Genomic DNA, 17,299 nt, shown 5'->3' on the forward strand with positions numbered 1-17,299 from the left:
GCGGGGCGGCGGCCGAGCGTGATGGGCGACGGCCGCCACCCGTTCGCCCGCCGCCCCCAACCCGACCCGACCCGGAGCGTAGGCCCCGGTCAGAGCTGGGTGATCGCCAACTGCCCGTCCGCGTACTGCCGGCGCAGCACCTTCTTGTCGAACTTGCCCACGCTCGTCTTCGGCACCGACTCGATCACCGTCCAGCGCTCGGGCAGCTGCCACTTGGCGATGCGGCCCTCCTCGGCGAGGAAGGCGCGCAGGCTCTCGAAGTCGGCGGTGGCGCCCTCCTTGAGGACGACCGTGGCCAGCGGGCGCTCGCCCCACTTCTCGTCGGGTACGGCGACCACGGCGGCCTCGGCCACGTCCGGGTGGGACATCAGCGCGTTCTCCAGCTCGACCGACGAGATCCACTCACCGCCGGACTTGATGACGTCCTTGGCGCGGTCGGTGAGGGTGAGGAAGCCGTCGGCGGAGATGGTGCCGACATCGCCGGTCTTCAGCCAGCCGTCCTCGCTGAACTTGTCGGCGGGGCGCAGCGGTTCGGCGTCGGGGCCGTTGTAGTAGGCGCCCGCGATCCAGTTGCCTCGGACCTCCAGCTCACCGGCCGACTCGCCGTCCCAGGGGAGGCGTTCGCCGCCGGGGCCGGTCAGGCGGGCCTCGACGCCGGCCGGGAAGCGGCCCTGGGTGAGGCGGTAGGCGAACTCCTCGTCGGTGCCGACCGCGTGGGCCGGCGGCCGGGCCACCGTGCCGAGCGGGGAGGTCTCGGTCATGCCCCAGGCGTGGCAGACCCGCATCCCCAGCTTGTCGAAGGCTGCCATCAGGGAGGGCGGACAGGCCGAGCCGCCGATGGTGACCTGGGTGAGGGAGGAGACGTCCCGGGGCCTGTTGGTCAGCTCGCCGAGCAGGCCCTGCCAGATGGTCGGCACGGCGGCCGCGTGGGTGGGCTTCTCCCGTTCGATCATCTCGGCGAGCGGGGCGGGCTGCAGGAAGCGGTCCGGCATCAGCATGTTGACGCCGGTCATGAAGGTGGCGTGCGGCAGGCCCCAGGCGTTGACGTGGAACTGGGGCACCACGACCAGCGAGGTGTCCTGGTCGGTCAGTCCCATCGACTGGGTCATGTTGACCTGCATGGAGTGCAGGTAGATCGAACGGTGGCTGTAGACCACGCCCTTGGGGTCCCCGGTCGTGCCGGAGGTGTAGCACATGGCGGCGGCCTGGCGTTCGTCCAGCTCGGGCCAGTCGTACGTGGTGGGCCGGCCGGCGATCAGCTCCTCGTACTCGTGCAGCCGCGCGGCACCGCCCTCGAGCGGGGAGCGGTCACCGGGGCCGGAGACGACGATGTGCTCCACCGTCGGCAGCTTGGGCAGCAGCGGGGCGAGCAGCGGGATCAGCGATCCGTTGACGATGACGACCTTGTCGGCCGCGTGGTTGACGATCCACACCAGCTGCTCGGCGGGCAGCCGCAGGTTGAGCGTGTGCAGCACCGCGCCCATGGACGGGATCGCGAAGTACGCCTCGACGTGCTCGGCGTTGTTCCACATCAGTGTGGCGACCCGGTCGTCGTCCCGGACGCCGAGTTCGTCGCGCAGGGCGTTCGCCAGCTGTACCGCGCGTCCCCCGGCCTCGGCGAAGCTGCGCCGCTGCGGCTCGGCCTCCCCGGTCCAGGTGGTGATCTGGGACCGTCCGTGTGCCTGCACCCCGTGCTCGAGGATGCGGGTGACAGTCAGCGGTACGTCCTGCATGGTGCTCAGCACGGGGTTCCTCCCGGGGCGACATTGCCTACGCGGCGGTAGAGGCTGCGCTGATTCTGCGCACATACCGCGCGGTATGTCACTAGGGGGAGAGAAATTGTGCTCTAGCGCGCCAGCACCAGCTCGGGATCCTCGCGCAGTTTGCCGAGCGCCCGCGACACCGCCGACTTCACCGTGCCCACGGACACACCGAGCACCTCGGCGGTCTGGGCCTCGCTGAGATCCTCGTAGTACCGCAGGACGACCATCGCCCGCTGCCGCGCCGGCAGCTTCGTCACCGCCCGCCACATGGCGTCGTGCAGCGCCTGCCGCTCGGCCGGGTCGTCGTCGCCGGGCCCGGGCTCCGGCTCGGGCAGCTCCTCGCAGGCGAACTCGTCCACCCGGCGCTTGCGCCACTGCGAGGTCCGCGTGTTGAGCAGCGCCCGGCGCACATAGCCGTCGAGCGCCCGCTGGTCCTCGATCCGCTCCCACGCCACATAGGTCTTGGCGAGCGCGGTCTGCAACAGGTCCTCGGCGTCACTGGGGTTCGCGGTCAGCGAGCGCGCGGTGCGCAGCAGAACCGGCTGGCGGGCTCTCACGTAGGACGCGAACGACGGGTACGTGGAGGTCGCTCCGCTCGGCCGGTGCCGGGCGTGGGGCAGGGTCTGTCCCGCTGGAGCGGCGGCGGCCGAGGCGCTGGTGCAGACGGGTGTGGTCATGGCTCCACGCTAGAAGCGGGCCGCGGTCCGGCGGATCGGCCGCAGGTCCCGAAGCGGAGTCCCCCTCAGGTTGTAGGGGTGGGGCCGTCCCCACCTCCTGAAGGTGGACGGCGGATCCACCCTGTCTGGGGGTCCGACCCTGATGCGTGTGCGGTCCGGACAGCGCACCTAGGGCCTGTCGTCCGCCACCAGGACCAAGCCGGACGTCGGCACCCCGGTGCCGGCCGTCACCAGGGTCCGGGCCGCCCCCGGTATCTGGTTCACCGCCGTGCCGCGCAGCTGGCGCACCGCCTCCGCCACGCCGTTCATCCCGTGCAGATACGCCTCCCCGAGCTGTCCCCCGTGCGTGTTGAGCGGCAGCCGCTCCTCGGCCACGAAGTCCCCCGCCTCGCCCGGTGCGCAGAACCCGAACTCCTCCAGCTGCATCAGCACGAACGGGGTGAAGTGGTCGTACAGGATCCCCACGTCGATGTCGGCGGGCGCGAGGGAGGACGTCCGCCACAGCTGGCGGGCCACCACTCCCATCTCCGGCAGGCCGGTCAGATCGTCCCGGTAGAAGCTGGTCATCTGCTCCTGGGCGCGGCCGGCTCCCTGGGCCGCGGCCGCGATCACGGCGGGGGGACGCGGCAGGTCACGGGCCCGCTCCAGGGAGGTGACGACGATCGCCTGCCCGCCGTCGGTCTCCTGGCAGCAGTCCAGCAGCCGGAGGGGTTCGACGATCCAGCGGGACGCGGCGTGCTCGGCGAGCGTGATCGGGCGTCCGTGGAACCAGGCCGCCGGATTGGTCGCCGCGTACGTGCGGTCCACGACGGCCACGTGCCCGAACGCCTCCGGCGTCAGCCCGTACGTGTGCAGATACCGCTGGGCCGCCATCGCCACCCAGGAGGCCGGTGTGAGCAGACCGAACGGCAGGGCCCAGCCCAGCGCCACGCCCTCCGCCGACGGCTCCCGGTGCTGCACGCCGGCGCCGAACCTGCGTCCCGAGCGCTCGTTGAAGGCCCGGTAGCAGACCACCACCTCCGCGAGGCCCGTCGCCACCGCGAGCGCCGCCTGCTGGACGGTGGCGCAGGCCGCGCCGCCGCCGTAGTGGATCCGGGAGAAGAAGGACAGCTCGCCCATCCCGCAGGCCTGGGCCACCGTGATCTCCGGACTGGTGTCCATCGTGAACGTCACGAGTCCGTCCACATCGGCCGGCGTGAGGCCCGCGTCGTCGAGCGCGGCCCGCACCGCCTCCACCGCCAGCCGCAGCTCGCTGCGCCCGGAGTCCTTGGAGAACTCGGTGGCCCCGATGCCGGCGATCGCCGCCCGGCCGCCGAGGGAGTCCCCGGTCCGCAGGCTCATGGGGTGCCCTCCGGGACCGTGACCGTCACCGTGCCCGTCACATGTCTGCCGATGCCGTTGGTGCCGACGACACGCACGGTGGCGGTGTCGCCGTCGACGGCTTCGACCGTGCCCGTCAGCACCATCGTGTCCCCCGGATGGTTGGGCGCCCCCAGCCTGATGGCGACCTTGCGGAGCACCGCCGTCGGCCCGAAGTGATCCGTGATGTACCGGCCGACCAGGCCGTTCGTCGTCAGGATGTTCATGAAGACGTCCGGCGAGCCCTTCCGCCGGGCCAGCTCCGGGTCATGGTGCACGTCCTGGTAGTCCCGGGACGCGATCGCCCCCGCCACGATCAGCGTGCGCGTGAGGGGGATCTCCAGCGGGGGCAGCTCGGCGCCCGCCCTCAGTTCCGTCGCCATGCCCGGGCCCTCCCTCGTGATCGGCTCCCCCGGTTCCCGGAGCGCATGTCATCCCTCGCCTTCGACGACCCGGAAGACCGGCAGGACCAGCGGGCCGTCCGCGTCCTCGTAGGTCCGGAACTCCACCCGCACCGGCAGCCCGATGCGCACCTTGTCGTACGGCACCCCCACCACGTTGCTCACCATGCGCACCCCCTCGGCGAGTTCGATCAGGCCGACGGCGTAGGGAGGGTCGAAGGCCGGGAAGGGCGGGTGGTGCATCACCACGTACGAGTGGACCGTGCCGGCGCCGCTCGCCTCGAGGGTGTCCCAGTCCAGGCCGCCGCAGGCGTTGCAGCCCGGCAGCCAGGGATGGCGCGGGGTGCCGCAGTCCGTGCAGCGCTGGACGAGGAGTCTGTGTTCGGCCACGCCCTGCCAGAAGCCCGCGTTGTCCCGGTTGACCACGGGGCGGGGGCGCCGCGCCCGGGGTGCGGGGCGCGCGGGGGCGTACTTGAGGATGCGGAAGCGGTGCGTACCCACCAGGGCGCCGCCGACCCGGACGTCCGTGCGGGTCGTGACGAAGTGCCCGGTGCCCAGCTTCGTCGTCTTGCGGTCGGAGACGGACTCGATCACCGAGTCGAACGTGACCTCGTCACCCGGGCGCAGCGGCCGCAGGTACTCCTGCTCGCAGTCGGTGGCCACCACGGACGTGCACCCGGCGGCGTCGAGCAGGCCGAGGAGTTCGTCGTAGGCCCCCGTGCGGCCCTCGTGGCCCGAGAGCCCGCCCATCGTCCAGGCCTGGAGCATGGTGGGCGGGGCGATGGCGTCCGGGCCCGAGTAGGCCGGATGGGTGTCACCCATCGCCTCGCACCAGTGCCGGATCATCGGCGCGTTCACCGGGTCCTTGCCCACGCCGGCGACGGCGGCCGGCAGCCCCTCGTACGCCTTGAGCCGCGCGCCCGGCTCGCCAGGGTCCACCGCCGCGCATGGCCCCGCCGGATCCGCCCCTGCCATGGTCACCTCCGCCCCTCGGCAGCCCGAGCCGCGTCGTCGCGACACCGTTTCTGACTGTCCGTCAGGTCGTGGGAGGGTGTCAAGCCCGGCAGTGGGGTTCCCGCTTCGGCCGCGCCGGAGTCCACGCGCCTCGAAAACGCCTGCGCGGCGGTACCGAAGTACCGCCGCGCGGACGTGTCGCGACCCCGAAGCACACCCCGCGAGGCCCCTCTCAGGAGGGACCCCGCCCGAGGCTCACCACAGGTGGGTGAAGCGGACGGCGACGTTCTCGTTGCCCTGCTGGATGGCCGTGAACGCGGATCCGTTCACCTGCGCGGTGTTGTTCTGGTTCGAGGCGCCCGAGCCGACGGCGCTCTGCTGCGTGGTGGACGAGTTTCCGTCGTTGTCGTGGCCGACACCGCTGCCGATGATGCTCGCCACGCCGGCGTTCGATCCGTTGTCCGCGAAGGCGCCGTTGTCCGCGGCGGCGACACCCGTGAAGAGGGCGGCCGCGAGCGGGAGAGCGGAGACGGCGGCGAGAACGCGGGCGGTACGGATGCTTGCCATGTTGTTCCTCCAGAACCAAGCACTCAGCGGCCCTAGGGCCGGAAGTACGGGAACTACTGCGTACACCGAGGCAGTTGGCCGACCGCCTCGACTGTCGTGGACGACGTCACGCCTCCAAGTTGCCCCCCGCACCCCCGGCGAACCACTCCGGAAGCCGCGATTCGCACGCAAGCGTGATGACAAGTCGATAAACCCCACTCGCCGCCTTTCGCCCATCGACGCCCTGAAACGAACTTCTGGTGATCTGCACCCCTCAAGCCGCACAAAAGGTGAATCGTTCCTGCGCATTTCGGGCCAATCTCCCCCCTTCGGCACGTCGTGGCCGCCACCTCTTTTCTTTTTCGAACATGCGCACGAACATGGAGCCATGGCCACCATCGACCGGCAGGCCACGACGCTGGCCCTTGCACACGCCCTGTCAGCCGCCGAACGCGGCCTGGCCGTCATCCCCCTGTCCCGGACGAAACTCCCGGCCCTGCGCTCACCCCACCGCGCCGACCCCGATCCGCCGGGACCGCGCTGCCACGGCGAGTGCGGCCGCTTCGGCCACGGCGTGTACGACGCCTCGACCGACCCCGTCCGCATCCGCGAACTCTTCGCCGCCGCACCCTGGGCCACCGGCTACGGCATCGCCTGCGGGCTGCCCCCGTACCACCTGATCGGCGTCGACCTGGACACCAAGTCCGGCACGGACTCCTCGGTCGCCCTGCGCGAGCTGGCCCTGCGTCACCTGTTCACGATCCCGGAGACGGTCGTCGTCCTCACCCCGAGCGGCGGCCGGCACCTGTGGCTCACCGGCCCGCCCGACGTCGTCGTACCGAACTCGGCCGGCCGTCTCGCCCCGGGCATCGACATCCGGGGCGCCGGCGGCTACCTCGTGGGCCCCGGCTCCCGCACCGGCCACGGCGTCTACGCCACCGCCCCCGGCACCGCGCACCTGGCTCCCGCCGCCTGCCCGTCGTCCCTGCTCCGCCTGCTCCTGCCCCCGCCCCGCAGCGGCCCCCCGGCCCCGCCCGCGTCCGGCGACCACGGCCGCGGGCTGGTCCACTTCGTCCTCTCCGCCCACGAGGGCCAGCGCAACACCCGCCTGTTCTGGGCGGCCTGCCGCGCCTACGAGAACGGCATCGGTCCCGCTCTGGTGGACCCGCTGACCGAAGCGGCCCTCCACACCGGCCTGACCGAACGCGAGGCCCGCGCGACGATCGCCTCGGCGGCCCGGATGACGGGGCACCGGCCCTGAGGACCGGGCACCGGAAGGCACCCGCCGGGGCAAGGGCCCCGGGCCGGAGCCGGGCCGTTCACGGAACGGGCGGGCGCCGACTCCGCCCAACAGGGCGACATCTGCGGGGTCGTTGCTGCGGGCGCGGAGAATGATCAGCAGCGCCCGCCGGCACTCTCACGGCCGGACACCCGCCCTCAACGGGCTGGAGTTCCCGCATGCGTGTCAGGAACGGGCAGCGTAGGCTGAAAAAGACAGATCCAAGAGGTATCGGGTCGCCAGGTATCGGGTCGCCCCATTGAGTGGACGAAACGTCAGCGGGCTTTCCCGCGGCAGCTGAAGCCGTCTTCGAAGCAGGCCGGCCGTGCCTTCCCTAGCCGCATGTGGATGCCTCGTGGCTCCCACGGAATCTGTTTCCTTCGACCCGACTGGTCATTCTTCCCACCCGGAGATGGTCATAGTGGCATGTTATGAATCGGCCGACTCAGGACCTGCGGCAGAGGACGGTTCGCTCCCCCTGTCGTCGGGCAAGTTCCGCGCTCTGTGGGCCAATCGGCGTCCGAGGAAGCGTGAGACGCCGTTCATGCCCACCCTGCCGGTCGTCCTCTACGGCGAGCTGGTGGAGGACCTTGAACGCATGAACAAGGAGTACCCGGAAGATCTCTACGTCACGCCCGTCGTGTACGACTCCGCACTGGCTCTCGCCGTGTTCACCGAGCCCGAGGAGATGCTGGCCGAGGCCCGCAAGGCGAAAGGCGATGCAGAATTCCACTGGTTGGTGGAGGAGCGTGGAATGGGCTGCCTTCCGGACGGTGTCCCGGCGCCGACGGCGCTGGACAGCTATGACCTTCCCGATCTCAGAGGCGAAAGGCTGCGTCTTCTGCCCGAGCGGTCCATTGCGGACTTGAGCACCAGGTCTCGCCGGGGCTACCTCAACTGGGACAACGCCATCCGCTCCTTCGACGCGTGCGCCTACCCCTTCTCAGCCTCCAGCGAGAAGGACTTTCACGGGACGACACATTTCCAGAACTTCCGCTGCGGGTTCAACCCGGGCGCCTGGGGCCTGCAAGTGTCCTCGCTCATCAACTGGGGAACTCAGCCACCCGACTACTGACTGCCCGCCGCCTTGATCAAAAGAGGTGTGCGGCGAGCCCGACGCGAAAGGGGTGCCCCGAAGACCGAGGCACCCCTTCTGACCAGCACCTACGCCGGCCCGCACGCGGTGGGTGTGGGATTTGAACCCACGGTGACTCGCGCCACGACGGTTTTCAAGACCGTTCCCTTAGGCCGCTCGGGCAACCCACCTCCGACCCGCCCACCAGGGGCGGAGCGGGTACAGCCTACCGGCAGCGGGCGTTTCCTGGTGAGGACATGGTCCACTCGGCGCCCGCCGGCCGCGCTCCGCTCCGGGACCGGCTTCGCTCAGCACCCGTTCCGGACGTGCAGCGCGTCGGCCCACCGAACCAAAGCGGGCCCTCGGGCCGCGAGTTGACCGTGTGGCGGTCTCTTTCCGGAACGCCGGACGGAGCCGGCGGCTGCCTCACCACGCGAAGAGCATGCGGGCGGCGAGGACGGCGATCACCGTGCTGGAGACCATGGCGGTGACGAGCCGCCCGCGGCTGCCGGTCAGCAGCCTGCCGAGCAGTGCGCCCCCGCCGGCGAGCAGCAGTTGCCAGCTGGCGGACGCGGCGAAGGCGGCCAGCACGAACACGGCCTGTGGGAGCGGGTTCGCTTCCGCCGTGGTGTGGCTGCCGAGCACGAGAGCCGCGAAGTAGATCACGGTCACGGGGTTCAGCAGCGTGATGCCCAGCAGTCCGGCGAAGGCCCGCGCCGGGCCGGCGGGGGTCTTCTCGGTCCGGGCCGCCGTCGGCGGTCTGCGGTGGCGGATGATCGCCGTGACCGCGCCGTGGACCGCCAGTGCGACGAGGACCACGGCGGCGGCCCCTCGCATGGGGCGCATGACCGGCTCGACGGCGCCGGCCAGCGCCGAGCCTCCGATCACGGCGATCAGCGCGTACAGGCCGTCCGCGGTCGCGACACCCAGCGCGGCACAGGCGCCGGTCTTCAAGGAGGTGCGAGCGGTGAGCGCCACCAGATACGTCGCGACCGCCCCCACCGGCATGGCGATGCCATAGCCGGCGAGGAGCCCCGCGACCAGGGCCGCGCTCATGCGTGGGCGGGCGTCGGTCTCCGCGGTCGGCCGGTCTGCTGCTGGACGCGCACCGGTCGGACGGCGGCGGTCGGCGGCAGGAAGGCGGGGATCGTGGTCATGGGCAGATCCTGACGGCGGTGCGGCCGGCCGGACAACTCGTTTTCACGAGCGGCGCCTGGGCGGGCGTGGAGTGCCGGGCAGCCGACAGGGGGCCCCTCCACGAGAGACTCCCTGCGCGCGCGTGCCGTCCGCCGGGATCAGCTGTCGCCCTCGCGCGTGCCCAGCGTCAGATCCACCGTGTGCTCCTGGCCGCCGCGCTTGTAGGTGATCGTGACCTTGTCGCCCGGCTCGTGGGTCCAGATCTCGCCGATCAGGGTCGGGCCGCTGTCGATCACGTGGTCGTCGAGCTTGGTGATCACGTCCCCGGGCTTGAGGCCGGCCTTGTCCGCCGGGCCGCCCGACTCCACCGCCGCGGAGCCGCCCGTGCCCTGGTCGGTGATCTTCGCGCCGTCGGTGGACTCCTCCAGGGAGACGGACGCGCCGATCTTGGCGTACACCGGCTTGCCGGTCTTGATCAGCTGCTGGGCGACGTACTTGGCCTGGTTGATCGGGATCGCGAAACCGAGGCCGATGGAGCCGGACTGGCCGGAACCGAAGCTGCCGTTGCTGCTGGACTGGATCGCCGAGTTGATGCCGATGACCGCGCCGGAGGCGTCCAGCAGCGGGCCGCCGGAGTTGCCCGGGTTGATCGACGCGTCGGTCTGCAGGGCGCTCATGTACGACGCCTTGCTGCTGGCACTCCCGTCGCTGGAGGCCACGGGGCGGTCCTTGGCGCTGATGATGCCGGTCGTCACCGTGTTGGAGAGGCCGAAGGGGGCGCCGATGGCGATGGTCTCGTCGCCGACGGCCACCTTGTCGGAGTCGCCGAGGGCGAGGGGGTTGAGGTCCGAGGGGGCGTTCTTGAGCTTGATGACGGCGACGTCGTAGCCCTGCGCGTGGCCGACGACCTCCGCGTCGTACTTCTTGCCGTCGGGGAAGGTGGCCGACAGCTTGCCGCCGTCCACCGCGTCGGCCACCACGTGGTTGTTGGTGACGATGTGGCCCTGCTTGTCGAAGACGAACCCGGTGCCGGTGCCGCCGTCGCCGCTGCTGCTCTCCGCCTCGATGGTGACCGTGCTGGGCAGCGCCCTGGCCGCGACGTTGGCGATCGTGCCGGGCGCGCGCTTGACCTGCGAGGCGCTGTCGGAGGCCGAGACGGTGGTGGAGCCGCTGCTGTCGTTGTCCTTGGCCAGGGTGTAGCCGAGGCCGCCGCCCAGGCCGCCCGCGACCAGCGCGGCCACCAGGACCGCCGCGACCATCCCGCCGCGCCCGCTGCGCGGCTTGGGGGCGGGCTGCTGGTAGGACGCTCCCCAGCCGGCGCCGCCCGCGCCGCCGACACCACCGGCACCGCCGTCGCCGTAGGACGGGGTGGACGGCGGCGGGGGCGGCCAGGAGCCGTCGGGGGCGGCCTGGGGTACCGGCGGAAGCGGAGCCGTCGGCACGTCCCCCTCGGGCGCGGGGCCCTGCGGGGAAGCGGCGGAAGAGGCCACCGGCACGGGAGGTGCGGACGGGGCCGGGGGTACCGCGTTGCCCTCGTTCTCGGTGCTCACAGCTCTTCTCCTCGATCCACGCCTGTTGTCGTCGGTCGCACTTGGTCTGCAATCAGCTTTTCCCACGGGCCGTCAGAGCACCATAAGCGGTGGCTGTGGGTCCGGGAGTCCTCTTTATATAGGATCTTTTAGGCAAAAGTTACATAAACGAGCATGCTGTATGAGCCTGCTCGTCGCACGGCCGTGCCCATGCCGCCACGCGTACCCGGCGGCGGTGGCACCATGACGCGGTGACCCACGCACCACAGCATTCCATCCAGGTCGTCGCCCACCGGGGCGCCTCCGAGGACGCGCCGGAGCACACGCTCGCGGCCTACCGGAAGGCGATCGAGGACGGCGCGGACGCCCTCGAGTGCGACGTACGGCTGACCGCGGACGGCCATCTGGTCTGCGTCCACGACCGGCGGGTGAACCGTACCTCCAACGGCCGCGGCGCCGTCTCCGCACTCGAACTGGCCGATCTCGCCGCGCTCGACTTCGGCTCCTGGAAGACGCGCGAGGCCTGGCGCGGGCGGGACGAGGAGCCCGACTGGGAGAACCGGCCGGAGGACCCGGAGGACACCTCCGTGCTCACCCTGGAGCGGCTGCTCGAGCTGGTCGCGGACGCCGGGCGGCGGGTGGAGCTGGCCATCGAGACCAAGCACCCCACACGCTGGGCGGGCCAGGTCGAGGAGCGGCTGCTGGAGCTGCTGAAGCGGTTCGGCCTGGACGCACCGGCCACCGCCGCCGAGTCCCCGGTCCGGATCATGAGCTTCTCGGCACGTTCGCTGCACCGCGTGCGCGCGTCCGCGCCGACGCTGCCGACGGTCTATCTGATGCAGTTCGTCTCCCCGCGGCTGCGCGACGGGCGGCTGCCCGCGGGCGTGCGGATCGCGGGCCCCTCGATCCGCGTCGTACGCAACCACCCCGCCTACGTGGAGCGGCTGAAACGAGCCGGTCACCAGGTGCACGTGTGGACCGTGAACGAGCCCGAGGACATCGACCTGTGCCTCGACCTCGGTATCGACGCCATCATCACCAACCGCCCGCGCGCGGTGCTGGACCGGCTCGGCCGCTGACCCCGCCGCCTCGGGGCCGCCTCGTCACGGGGAGTGCTCCGGCGCGTTCGCTCCGTGAGGATGTGTTTCGAATGCGTCAGCGGAAGCGGGTTGGCCGGTTTCCGGTTCAGGCCAATGGGGCATCCACACCGTGGCGTGGGGCAAAGGAGGTCTCGGGGGTGGCGTTGGTGGTGGCACAGGAGGTGCCCACGTCGTCGAGCATGGCTGTACCTCATGGCCCTGCGGGCGTGGGGAAGGCACGGCATCGAATGCGTGCGCAACTGCGCAGCGGTGGCGTGGCGGAATCGGTCGTCGACGATGCCGTACTGATCCTTTCCGAACTACTGAGCAATGCCTGCAAACACGGGCGGCCGTTGGGCGACGCGCCGGCGGGCGACGGTGACGTCCGCGCCGCGTGGCGGGTCGACACACGGGGCCGGCTCATCGTCGAGGTGACGGACGGCGGCGGACCCACCCGCCCGGCACCGGCCACCCCGTCGGTGACGGCGCACGGTGGCCGGGGCCTGAACATCATCACGGCCCTCGCCGACGACTGGGGCGTGCGGGACGACGTCCGGGGCGAGGTGACGGTCTGGGTGGTGGTCCACGAGGACGTCCACGATCCCGATGCCGGGTGCCGCCCGGACGGTTTCGCTACGCGCGTCACCACACCCGCGCTTGCGGACATGAGCGGCCTGGACTTCATGGACGCCTTCGAGGACCTGGACTGAACGCGCGGTCCAGCCGGATCCCGCCCGCACCGGGACACGCGGATGGTCCACAGGTTCACACCAGTGGCGTCGAGCGTGCGTGCGTTGTCCACAGGTTCCCGTCCGTCATGGCCTGAACGGCTAGGCTCCCGCCGTACGAGAAGAGCCGTAACCGGGAGACACCCACGATGGCCAAGAAGCGACCCCAGACGAAGGCCAAGCGGCCGCAGCTCAGCGACGGGGCCCGTGCCGCAGGCGCTGATGGACAGGTACCGGTTGTCGGCGCCCGCGAGCCCTGCCCCTGCGGCAGCGGCCGGCGCTACAAGGCGTGCCACGGCCGGGCGGCGGCGCACGCCGCGACCGAGCTGGTGCAGCGCCCGTTCGAGGGACTGCCGGGCGAGTGCGACTGGGTGGCCCTGCGCGAGCTGGTCCCCGCCGCGACGGCCGAGCTGACCCTCAAGGACGGCCTGCCCGAGGGCGTCCCGTCGGTCACCCTCGCCACGGTGCTGCCGATGGCCTGGCCCGCGCTGCGCCGCGACGACGGCTCCGTGCTGATCGGCCTGCAGAACGACACGGCGTCCGGCGACATCAGCCGCGACCTCGCCGACACCCTCCAGCGGGCGCTGGAGGCGGAGCCCGGCACCCCGGTCCAGGGCCGCCGCGCCCCTGCCGGCGGTCCGCGGCTGCAGGATCTGCTCGACGCCGAGGCCCCGTTCGAGCCGGTCGTGCACGACGGCTTCGAGTTCTGGGTGCCGGACGCGGAGAACGCCACCCCGGAGGTGACCGCCTCCCTGGAGCGGGCCAACGCCGCCGCCATCCCCACGGTGAAGCTGGCCGGCGTGGACGCCGCCTACTGGTGCCGGACTCCGGAGAAGAACCACCTGCGCTGGGTGATGCCCCATCCCGAGGAGCAGCTTCTGGACGCTCTCGCGCGACTGCACGCGGCGGGCCGCTCCAGCCTCGGGGAGGGCACCCGGCTCGTGGGTTCCTTCCGTGCTCACGGCCTCACCGTGCCCGTCTGGGACCTGCCGGGCGAGGTCTCGGCGGAGGACGTGGAGAAGCCGGCCGCCGAGTTCGCCGAGCGCCTCGCCGCCGCTCTCGCCGTCCAGGAGCCGCTCACGGCGGACGAGCGCCGGGCGCGCGGCGGGCTGACCAACCGGCAGGTCACGCTCAGCTGACGTCCCGGGCGCGGGGTCTCACGGCTGACCGACCGGTCAGCCGTGACGACGGTCCGCACACCAGGTGACTCCTGTCACAACTCACCCGCGTGACAGGGAAATCGGTGGCCGAATGCCCCGGACCGAATTTGCGAACGGCCGATCTCTTGTTACCGTTCCTGTATCCCGGTTGCTGGTGCATCCCCCGTCGCCAGCAACCGGGTCTTTCCATGTCCGCACCCGGTGTACGCCCGGCCGCCGGGCGTCAACTGCCCTGCCGGACTCAGGAGTTGCTGCCGGAGCGCAGCAGCAGCGTCCCGTCGGCCCCGTGCTCGGCGAACTCGGTGACGGCCGTGTAGGCGTCCGGTCCGCCCCGGCTGTGCTCGCGGGGCGTCTCACAGGTGGCGGGCTCGTCGTCCTTGCCCGTGACGCAGCGCGTCTGCAGGGTCCGGCCGCCCGGCCCCAGCAGGCTCAGCACGGAGTCGAGCGACTCGCCGGTGGCGTTGCGGTAGTAGGTGCGCGCCCAGGTGTCCACGCCCTGGGTGAGCACGCAGGTCTGCGCCTCGATGCCCTCGGGCGAGGTGAGTTCGGGACCGCAGCGGGCGGCGGTGGCGAGACCCAGGCCGAGGAGCAGGGGAGAGCTGCGCGGGGCGACGGAGGGGTCCTTGGGATCGGCGTGGCCCCCGGAGTCCGCACCGGGCGGTGGCGTGCCCATGGAGGCCCGGCCCGGCTCACCCACCTGCCCCGCGGACGCCACGGCCAGCGGCAGCGCGACGGCGGCCGCCACGACGCCCACGAGGGCGAGCAGACGAAGCTTTCGGGGGTCCGGCCCGCCGCGGAGCGGCTGTGGGGCGCGGTGGCCCCCGGAATGACGCGCCATGTGCGGAAGATAACGAGCGCCGGGGCCCATCGGCCCCGTCCGCGCCCGACACCCCCTACAACTCGGGCGCGCTCACACCCGTACGAGTGAGGGCGTCGACCACGGCGTCCACCACGGCCTCCACGTCGGGCACCCAGGGCGCGGCCGAGCCCGGCAGCGGTGCCCGCTCCCAGCGGACGGCGCCCTGGCCGGTCTCGGACGGGGGCAGGGCGAGATAGCCGCCCTCGCCGTGGAAGCGCAGGGAGCCGGGCACGAAGTCCTTGGCGTACAGCAGCTCGCCCAGCTGCTCCATGGTGTACGGCTGCACCAGCAGCGCCCAGCGGGTGGACGAGGCGATCACCGGGCCGAGGCGCATGCCCCGGCGGTCCAGCAGGGCGAGGGCGCGGGACGCGGCGAGCGCCGGCAGGCTGACCGCGCAGGGCGCCTTTCCGCCGGTGGCCATGACGATCGGCGCACTGGGCCGGTTGGTCCACCACCAGCGCACCATGCGCGCGTCGGTGGTGGCCGCGAGCAGGCCGGGTTCGAAGGGGTGGGCACCGGGCACCGTGCACTCCGGGTCGGGGCAGGCGCAGCGGGCCCGCCCGCGCGGGTCCGGGGCCACGCCCGGGAGTACGGGCCACTGCCATTCCGTCGCGAAGCTCAGGGCCGCGCTGATCAGCTCAGGCCGCCCGTCGTTCCGCCTGGACAGGAGCCTGCGTCGCCTTCCGAGGATCTCGCGCATGAGCGCTCGTTCCTTTCCGTTGCACCGCTGGCAACACCGTGGACCACATCACATCATGTGTCGATCACTTCACTGTGCGTACCTGTTGGCGCATCACACCCCTGCTCACGGCAGGGGGAACCCCAAAGGGTCGAGCGTTGGCCGCGTCCGCTTCCATAGTGCGTCCATCAAAAGCACGGCTGCGGCGTGGGGTGGCGAAGTATGGCGTTTTGCCGTCGCGCGTATTTCTCTCCGCCTCCGCCACGGGAGGATGGGGCTCGGCCGTCGGTGGCTATGACGCCCGGGTCCGTCGCCAGGTTCCGGGTGGTCCCCAACCACCCCTGGCCTTCTCCGAGTACGTACCCATCACGACCGCTGTGACGCTCCGTCGAGCAAGGCCAGTCGACCGCAATGAACCGATACCTGAGGCAGTTTTCAGCCAACTTGGCAGTAAGGCAAGGGCTTAGCGGAAATCCTGCGTCCGCCTCATGGACACCAGGAATCCCCGCAGGACAATGCTGGACATCCCCTCACGAGTGCGTGTACATGTGGAGACACCGCTAGCGGCGCAGAATGACATGGGGGTTTGCGATGCTTTTGAGCAATACGCGCCGGTCCGGAAGCCGGACGCCATGAACGCCCCGCACCCTCCGAAAGTGGCCGGAATCGATCCAGCGGTCCCGCCACCCGCACACACTGTCGCGCCCGCCTCCCCCGCCCCGGGCGCCGGCCCCTCCCCGGACACCCCCCTGTCCGTCCGGAACGCCCCCGCCCCGCACGCCCCCGCCCCCGGCACCCTCCTCCAGGACCGGCTGGCCGGCTGGGTCTCCGACCTCACCACGCTCCACGAACTCACCGAGCGGCTCTCCCGCACGCACGCGCTGGACCCCGCCCTGCACGAGCTGCTGCGCGCCGGTGCCGCCCTGGTCGGCGCCCGCCGCGGCCTGGTCGTCCTGGAACCGGGCGACGGGCTCGGCCCCCGCACCACCCTCGGCCTCGGCCTCGGCCGCGCCGACCTCGGCCACCTCGAGACCGTCCCGCGCGGCGCACTGCCGTACGACACCGGCCGGAGCACCGAGATCGTCCACCCCGACCTGCTCGCCGAGGACGGCCTCGACCCCCGCCACCGCGAGGTGGCCGCCCGCCTCGGCTACGCCGCCAGCTACGCCCTGCCCCTCGCCTCCGACTCCGCCGGCCGCCTCGGTGCCGCCGTCTGGTTCTACGACGAGCCGGCCGAGCCGCACGAGCGGCAGCGCCACCTCGCCGGCCTCTACATCCGGCACGCCACCGAGCACCTCGCGCGGCTGCTGGAAGTGGAACGCACGCGCGCGCGTGCGGCGATCATCACCGAGGAGCTGCTTCCCTCCCGGCTGCCCCGGGTGGCCGGGATCCAGCTCGCCGCCCGGCACCGCACCGGCCCGCGCGGTGGCGGCGACTGGTACGACGCGCTGCCGCTGCCGGACGCCGCTCTCGGCCTGTCCGTCGGCTCGGTCACCGGCTCCGGGCCCAGCGCCGTGGCCGCCATGGGCCGGCTGCGCGCGTCCCTGCGGGCGTACGCCGTGATGGAGGGCGAGGACCCGGTCGCCGTCCTGTCCGACCTGGAGCTGCTGCTGCGGCTGACCGAGCCGGCCCGCTCCGCCACCGCCCTGTTCGCCTACTGCGAGCCCGCCCTGCGCAAGGTCACCCTGGCCGGCGCCGGGCACAGCCCGCCGCTGCTGATCGGCGAGCGGCGCACCGAGTTCGCCGAGACCTCCGTCTCCGCTCCGCTCGGCATGCTCGCCTGCTGGGAGGCGCCCAGCGTGGAGATCCAGGCGGAGGCCGGGGAGACGGTCCTGCTCTACACCGACGGCCTGCTGCACCGCACCGGCGACCCCATGGACCGCGCCTTCGCCCGGCTGCACGCGGCCGCCGCGAGCATCCCGCGCGCGCTGCGGCACGACCCCGGTGCCGTCGCCGACCACGTCCTGCGCACCGTCCTGCCGGACGGCCTGGACACGGCCGACAGCGAGGAGGACGTGGTCCTGCTGGCGGCACGCTTCGACTGAGCCCCACGCCCCGACCACCGGTATGACCG

At 72.0% G+C, this 17,299-nt stretch carries 16 protein-coding genes and 1 tRNA gene; 6 read left to right on the forward strand and 11 right to left on the reverse strand.

Annotation, left to right across the window (positions count from 1 at the left end):
* Positions 1–89: 89 nt before the first annotated feature.
* The 6 genes from ACZ5CW_RS28020 to ACZ5CW_RS28045 all read right to left on the reverse strand — a co-directional run bounded on the left by ACZ5CW_RS28020 (position 90) and on the right by ACZ5CW_RS28045 (position 5,721).
* The gene (locus tag ACZ5CW_RS28020) at positions 90–1,745 is read right to left on the reverse strand and encodes a long-chain fatty acid--CoA ligase (RefSeq protein WP_468606069.1); all 1,656 of its coding nucleotides are present in this window, start codon (positions 1,743–1,745) and stop codon (positions 90–92) included.
* A gap of 101 nt (positions 1,746–1,846) precedes the next feature.
* A complete protein-coding gene (locus tag ACZ5CW_RS28025; protein ID WP_468606071.1) occupies positions 1,847–2,440 on the reverse strand; it encodes a SigE family RNA polymerase sigma factor in 594 nt (197 codons plus the stop codon).
* Positions 2,441–2,608: 168 nt separating this feature from the next.
* Positions 2,609–3,781 (reverse strand): lipid-transfer protein, encoded by a 1,173-nt coding sequence (locus ACZ5CW_RS28030; protein WP_468606073.1) that lies wholly within the window; start codon positions 3,779–3,781, stop codon positions 2,609–2,611.
* Positions 3,778–4,170 carry a MaoC family dehydratase gene (locus tag ACZ5CW_RS28035; protein WP_468606295.1) on the reverse strand — a complete coding sequence of 131 codons (393 nt, stop codon included), beginning with the start codon at positions 4,168–4,170 and terminating at the stop codon, positions 3,778–3,780. The genes ACZ5CW_RS28030 and ACZ5CW_RS28035 overlap by 4 nt, the downstream gene beginning before the upstream one ends.
* A 60-nt stretch (positions 4,171–4,230) precedes the next feature.
* The gene (locus tag ACZ5CW_RS28040) at positions 4,231–5,175 is read right to left on the reverse strand and encodes a bifunctional MaoC family dehydratase N-terminal/OB-fold nucleic acid binding domain-containing protein (protein WP_468606297.1); all 945 of its coding nucleotides are present in this window, start codon (positions 5,173–5,175) and stop codon (positions 4,231–4,233) included.
* Between the two features lie 234 nt (positions 5,176–5,409).
* Complete coding sequence (locus tag ACZ5CW_RS28045; RefSeq protein ID WP_468606075.1) at positions 5,410–5,721, reverse strand: hypothetical protein; 312 nt, start codon at positions 5,719–5,721, stop codon at positions 5,410–5,412.
* Between the two features lie 367 nt (positions 5,722–6,088).
* Between ACZ5CW_RS28045 and ACZ5CW_RS28050 the strand changes: the two genes are divergently transcribed.
* Together ACZ5CW_RS28050 and ACZ5CW_RS28055 are read left to right on the forward strand one after the other, a co-directional pair.
* The gene (locus ACZ5CW_RS28050; RefSeq protein ID WP_468606077.1) at positions 6,089–6,961 is read left to right on the forward strand and encodes a bifunctional DNA primase/polymerase; all 873 of its coding nucleotides are present in this window, start codon (positions 6,089–6,091) and stop codon (positions 6,959–6,961) included.
* A 562-nt stretch (positions 6,962–7,523) separates the two neighbouring features.
* Positions 7,524–8,054, forward strand: coding sequence for a hypothetical protein (locus ACZ5CW_RS28055; RefSeq protein ID WP_468606079.1), 531 nt, complete (start codon positions 7,524–7,526; stop codon positions 8,052–8,054).
* Positions 8,055–8,160: 106 nt separating this feature from the next.
* Here the strand turns inward: ACZ5CW_RS28055 and ACZ5CW_RS28060 are convergent.
* The 3 genes from ACZ5CW_RS28060 to ACZ5CW_RS28070 all read right to left on the reverse strand — a co-directional run bounded on the left by ACZ5CW_RS28060 (position 8,161) and on the right by ACZ5CW_RS28070 (position 10,741).
* Positions 8,161–8,245 (reverse strand) — tRNA-Ser (locus ACZ5CW_RS28060).
* A gap of 235 nt (positions 8,246–8,480) precedes the next feature.
* Positions 8,481–9,110, reverse strand: coding sequence for a LysE family transporter (locus ACZ5CW_RS28065; RefSeq protein ID WP_468606081.1), 630 nt, complete (start codon positions 9,108–9,110; stop codon positions 8,481–8,483).
* A gap of 239 nt (positions 9,111–9,349) precedes the next feature.
* Entirely contained in the window at positions 9,350–10,741 is a 1,392-nt protein-coding gene (locus ACZ5CW_RS28070; protein ID WP_468606083.1) for a S1C family serine protease, read from the reverse strand.
* A 230-nt stretch (positions 10,742–10,971) separates the two neighbouring features.
* On the opposite strand from ACZ5CW_RS28070, the gene ACZ5CW_RS28075 reads away from it, so the two are divergent.
* From ACZ5CW_RS28075 to ACZ5CW_RS28085, 3 genes are all read left to right on the forward strand, one after another.
* Positions 10,972–11,799 (forward strand): glycerophosphodiester phosphodiesterase, encoded by an 828-nt coding sequence (locus tag ACZ5CW_RS28075; protein WP_468606085.1) that lies wholly within the window; start codon positions 10,972–10,974, stop codon positions 11,797–11,799.
* A 71-nt stretch (positions 11,800–11,870) separates the two neighbouring features.
* Complete coding sequence (locus tag ACZ5CW_RS28080) at positions 11,871–12,509, forward strand: ATP-binding protein (RefSeq protein ID WP_468606087.1); 639 nt, start codon at positions 11,871–11,873, stop codon at positions 12,507–12,509.
* Positions 12,510–12,676: 167 nt separating this feature from the next.
* Positions 12,677–13,666, forward strand: a complete 990-nt coding sequence (locus ACZ5CW_RS28085) for a DUF5926 family protein (RefSeq protein WP_468606089.1) — start codon at positions 12,677–12,679, stop codon at positions 13,664–13,666.
* A 262-nt stretch (positions 13,667–13,928) separates the two neighbouring features.
* On the opposite strand, the gene ACZ5CW_RS28090 is transcribed toward ACZ5CW_RS28085, so the two are convergent.
* Both ACZ5CW_RS28090 and ACZ5CW_RS28095 read right to left on the reverse strand, forming a co-directional pair.
* Positions 13,929–14,525 carry a hypothetical protein gene (locus ACZ5CW_RS28090; RefSeq protein ID WP_468606091.1) on the reverse strand — a complete coding sequence of 199 codons (597 nt, stop codon included), beginning with the start codon at positions 14,523–14,525 and terminating at the stop codon, positions 13,929–13,931.
* 55 nt (positions 14,526–14,580) lie between these two features.
* A complete protein-coding gene (locus tag ACZ5CW_RS28095) occupies positions 14,581–15,246 on the reverse strand; it encodes a bifunctional DNA primase/polymerase (RefSeq protein WP_468606093.1) in 666 nt (221 codons plus the stop codon).
* 494 nt (positions 15,247–15,740) lie between these two features.
* Between ACZ5CW_RS28095 and ACZ5CW_RS28100 the strand changes: the two genes are divergently transcribed.
* Positions 15,741–17,270 (forward strand): PP2C family protein-serine/threonine phosphatase, encoded by a 1,530-nt coding sequence (locus ACZ5CW_RS28100; RefSeq protein ID WP_468606299.1) that lies wholly within the window; start codon positions 15,741–15,743, stop codon positions 17,268–17,270.
* The last annotated feature ends 29 nt before the right edge of the window (positions 17,271–17,299 follow it).

It is taken from the genome of Streptomyces sp. NPDC031379 (genome assembly GCF_055569615.1).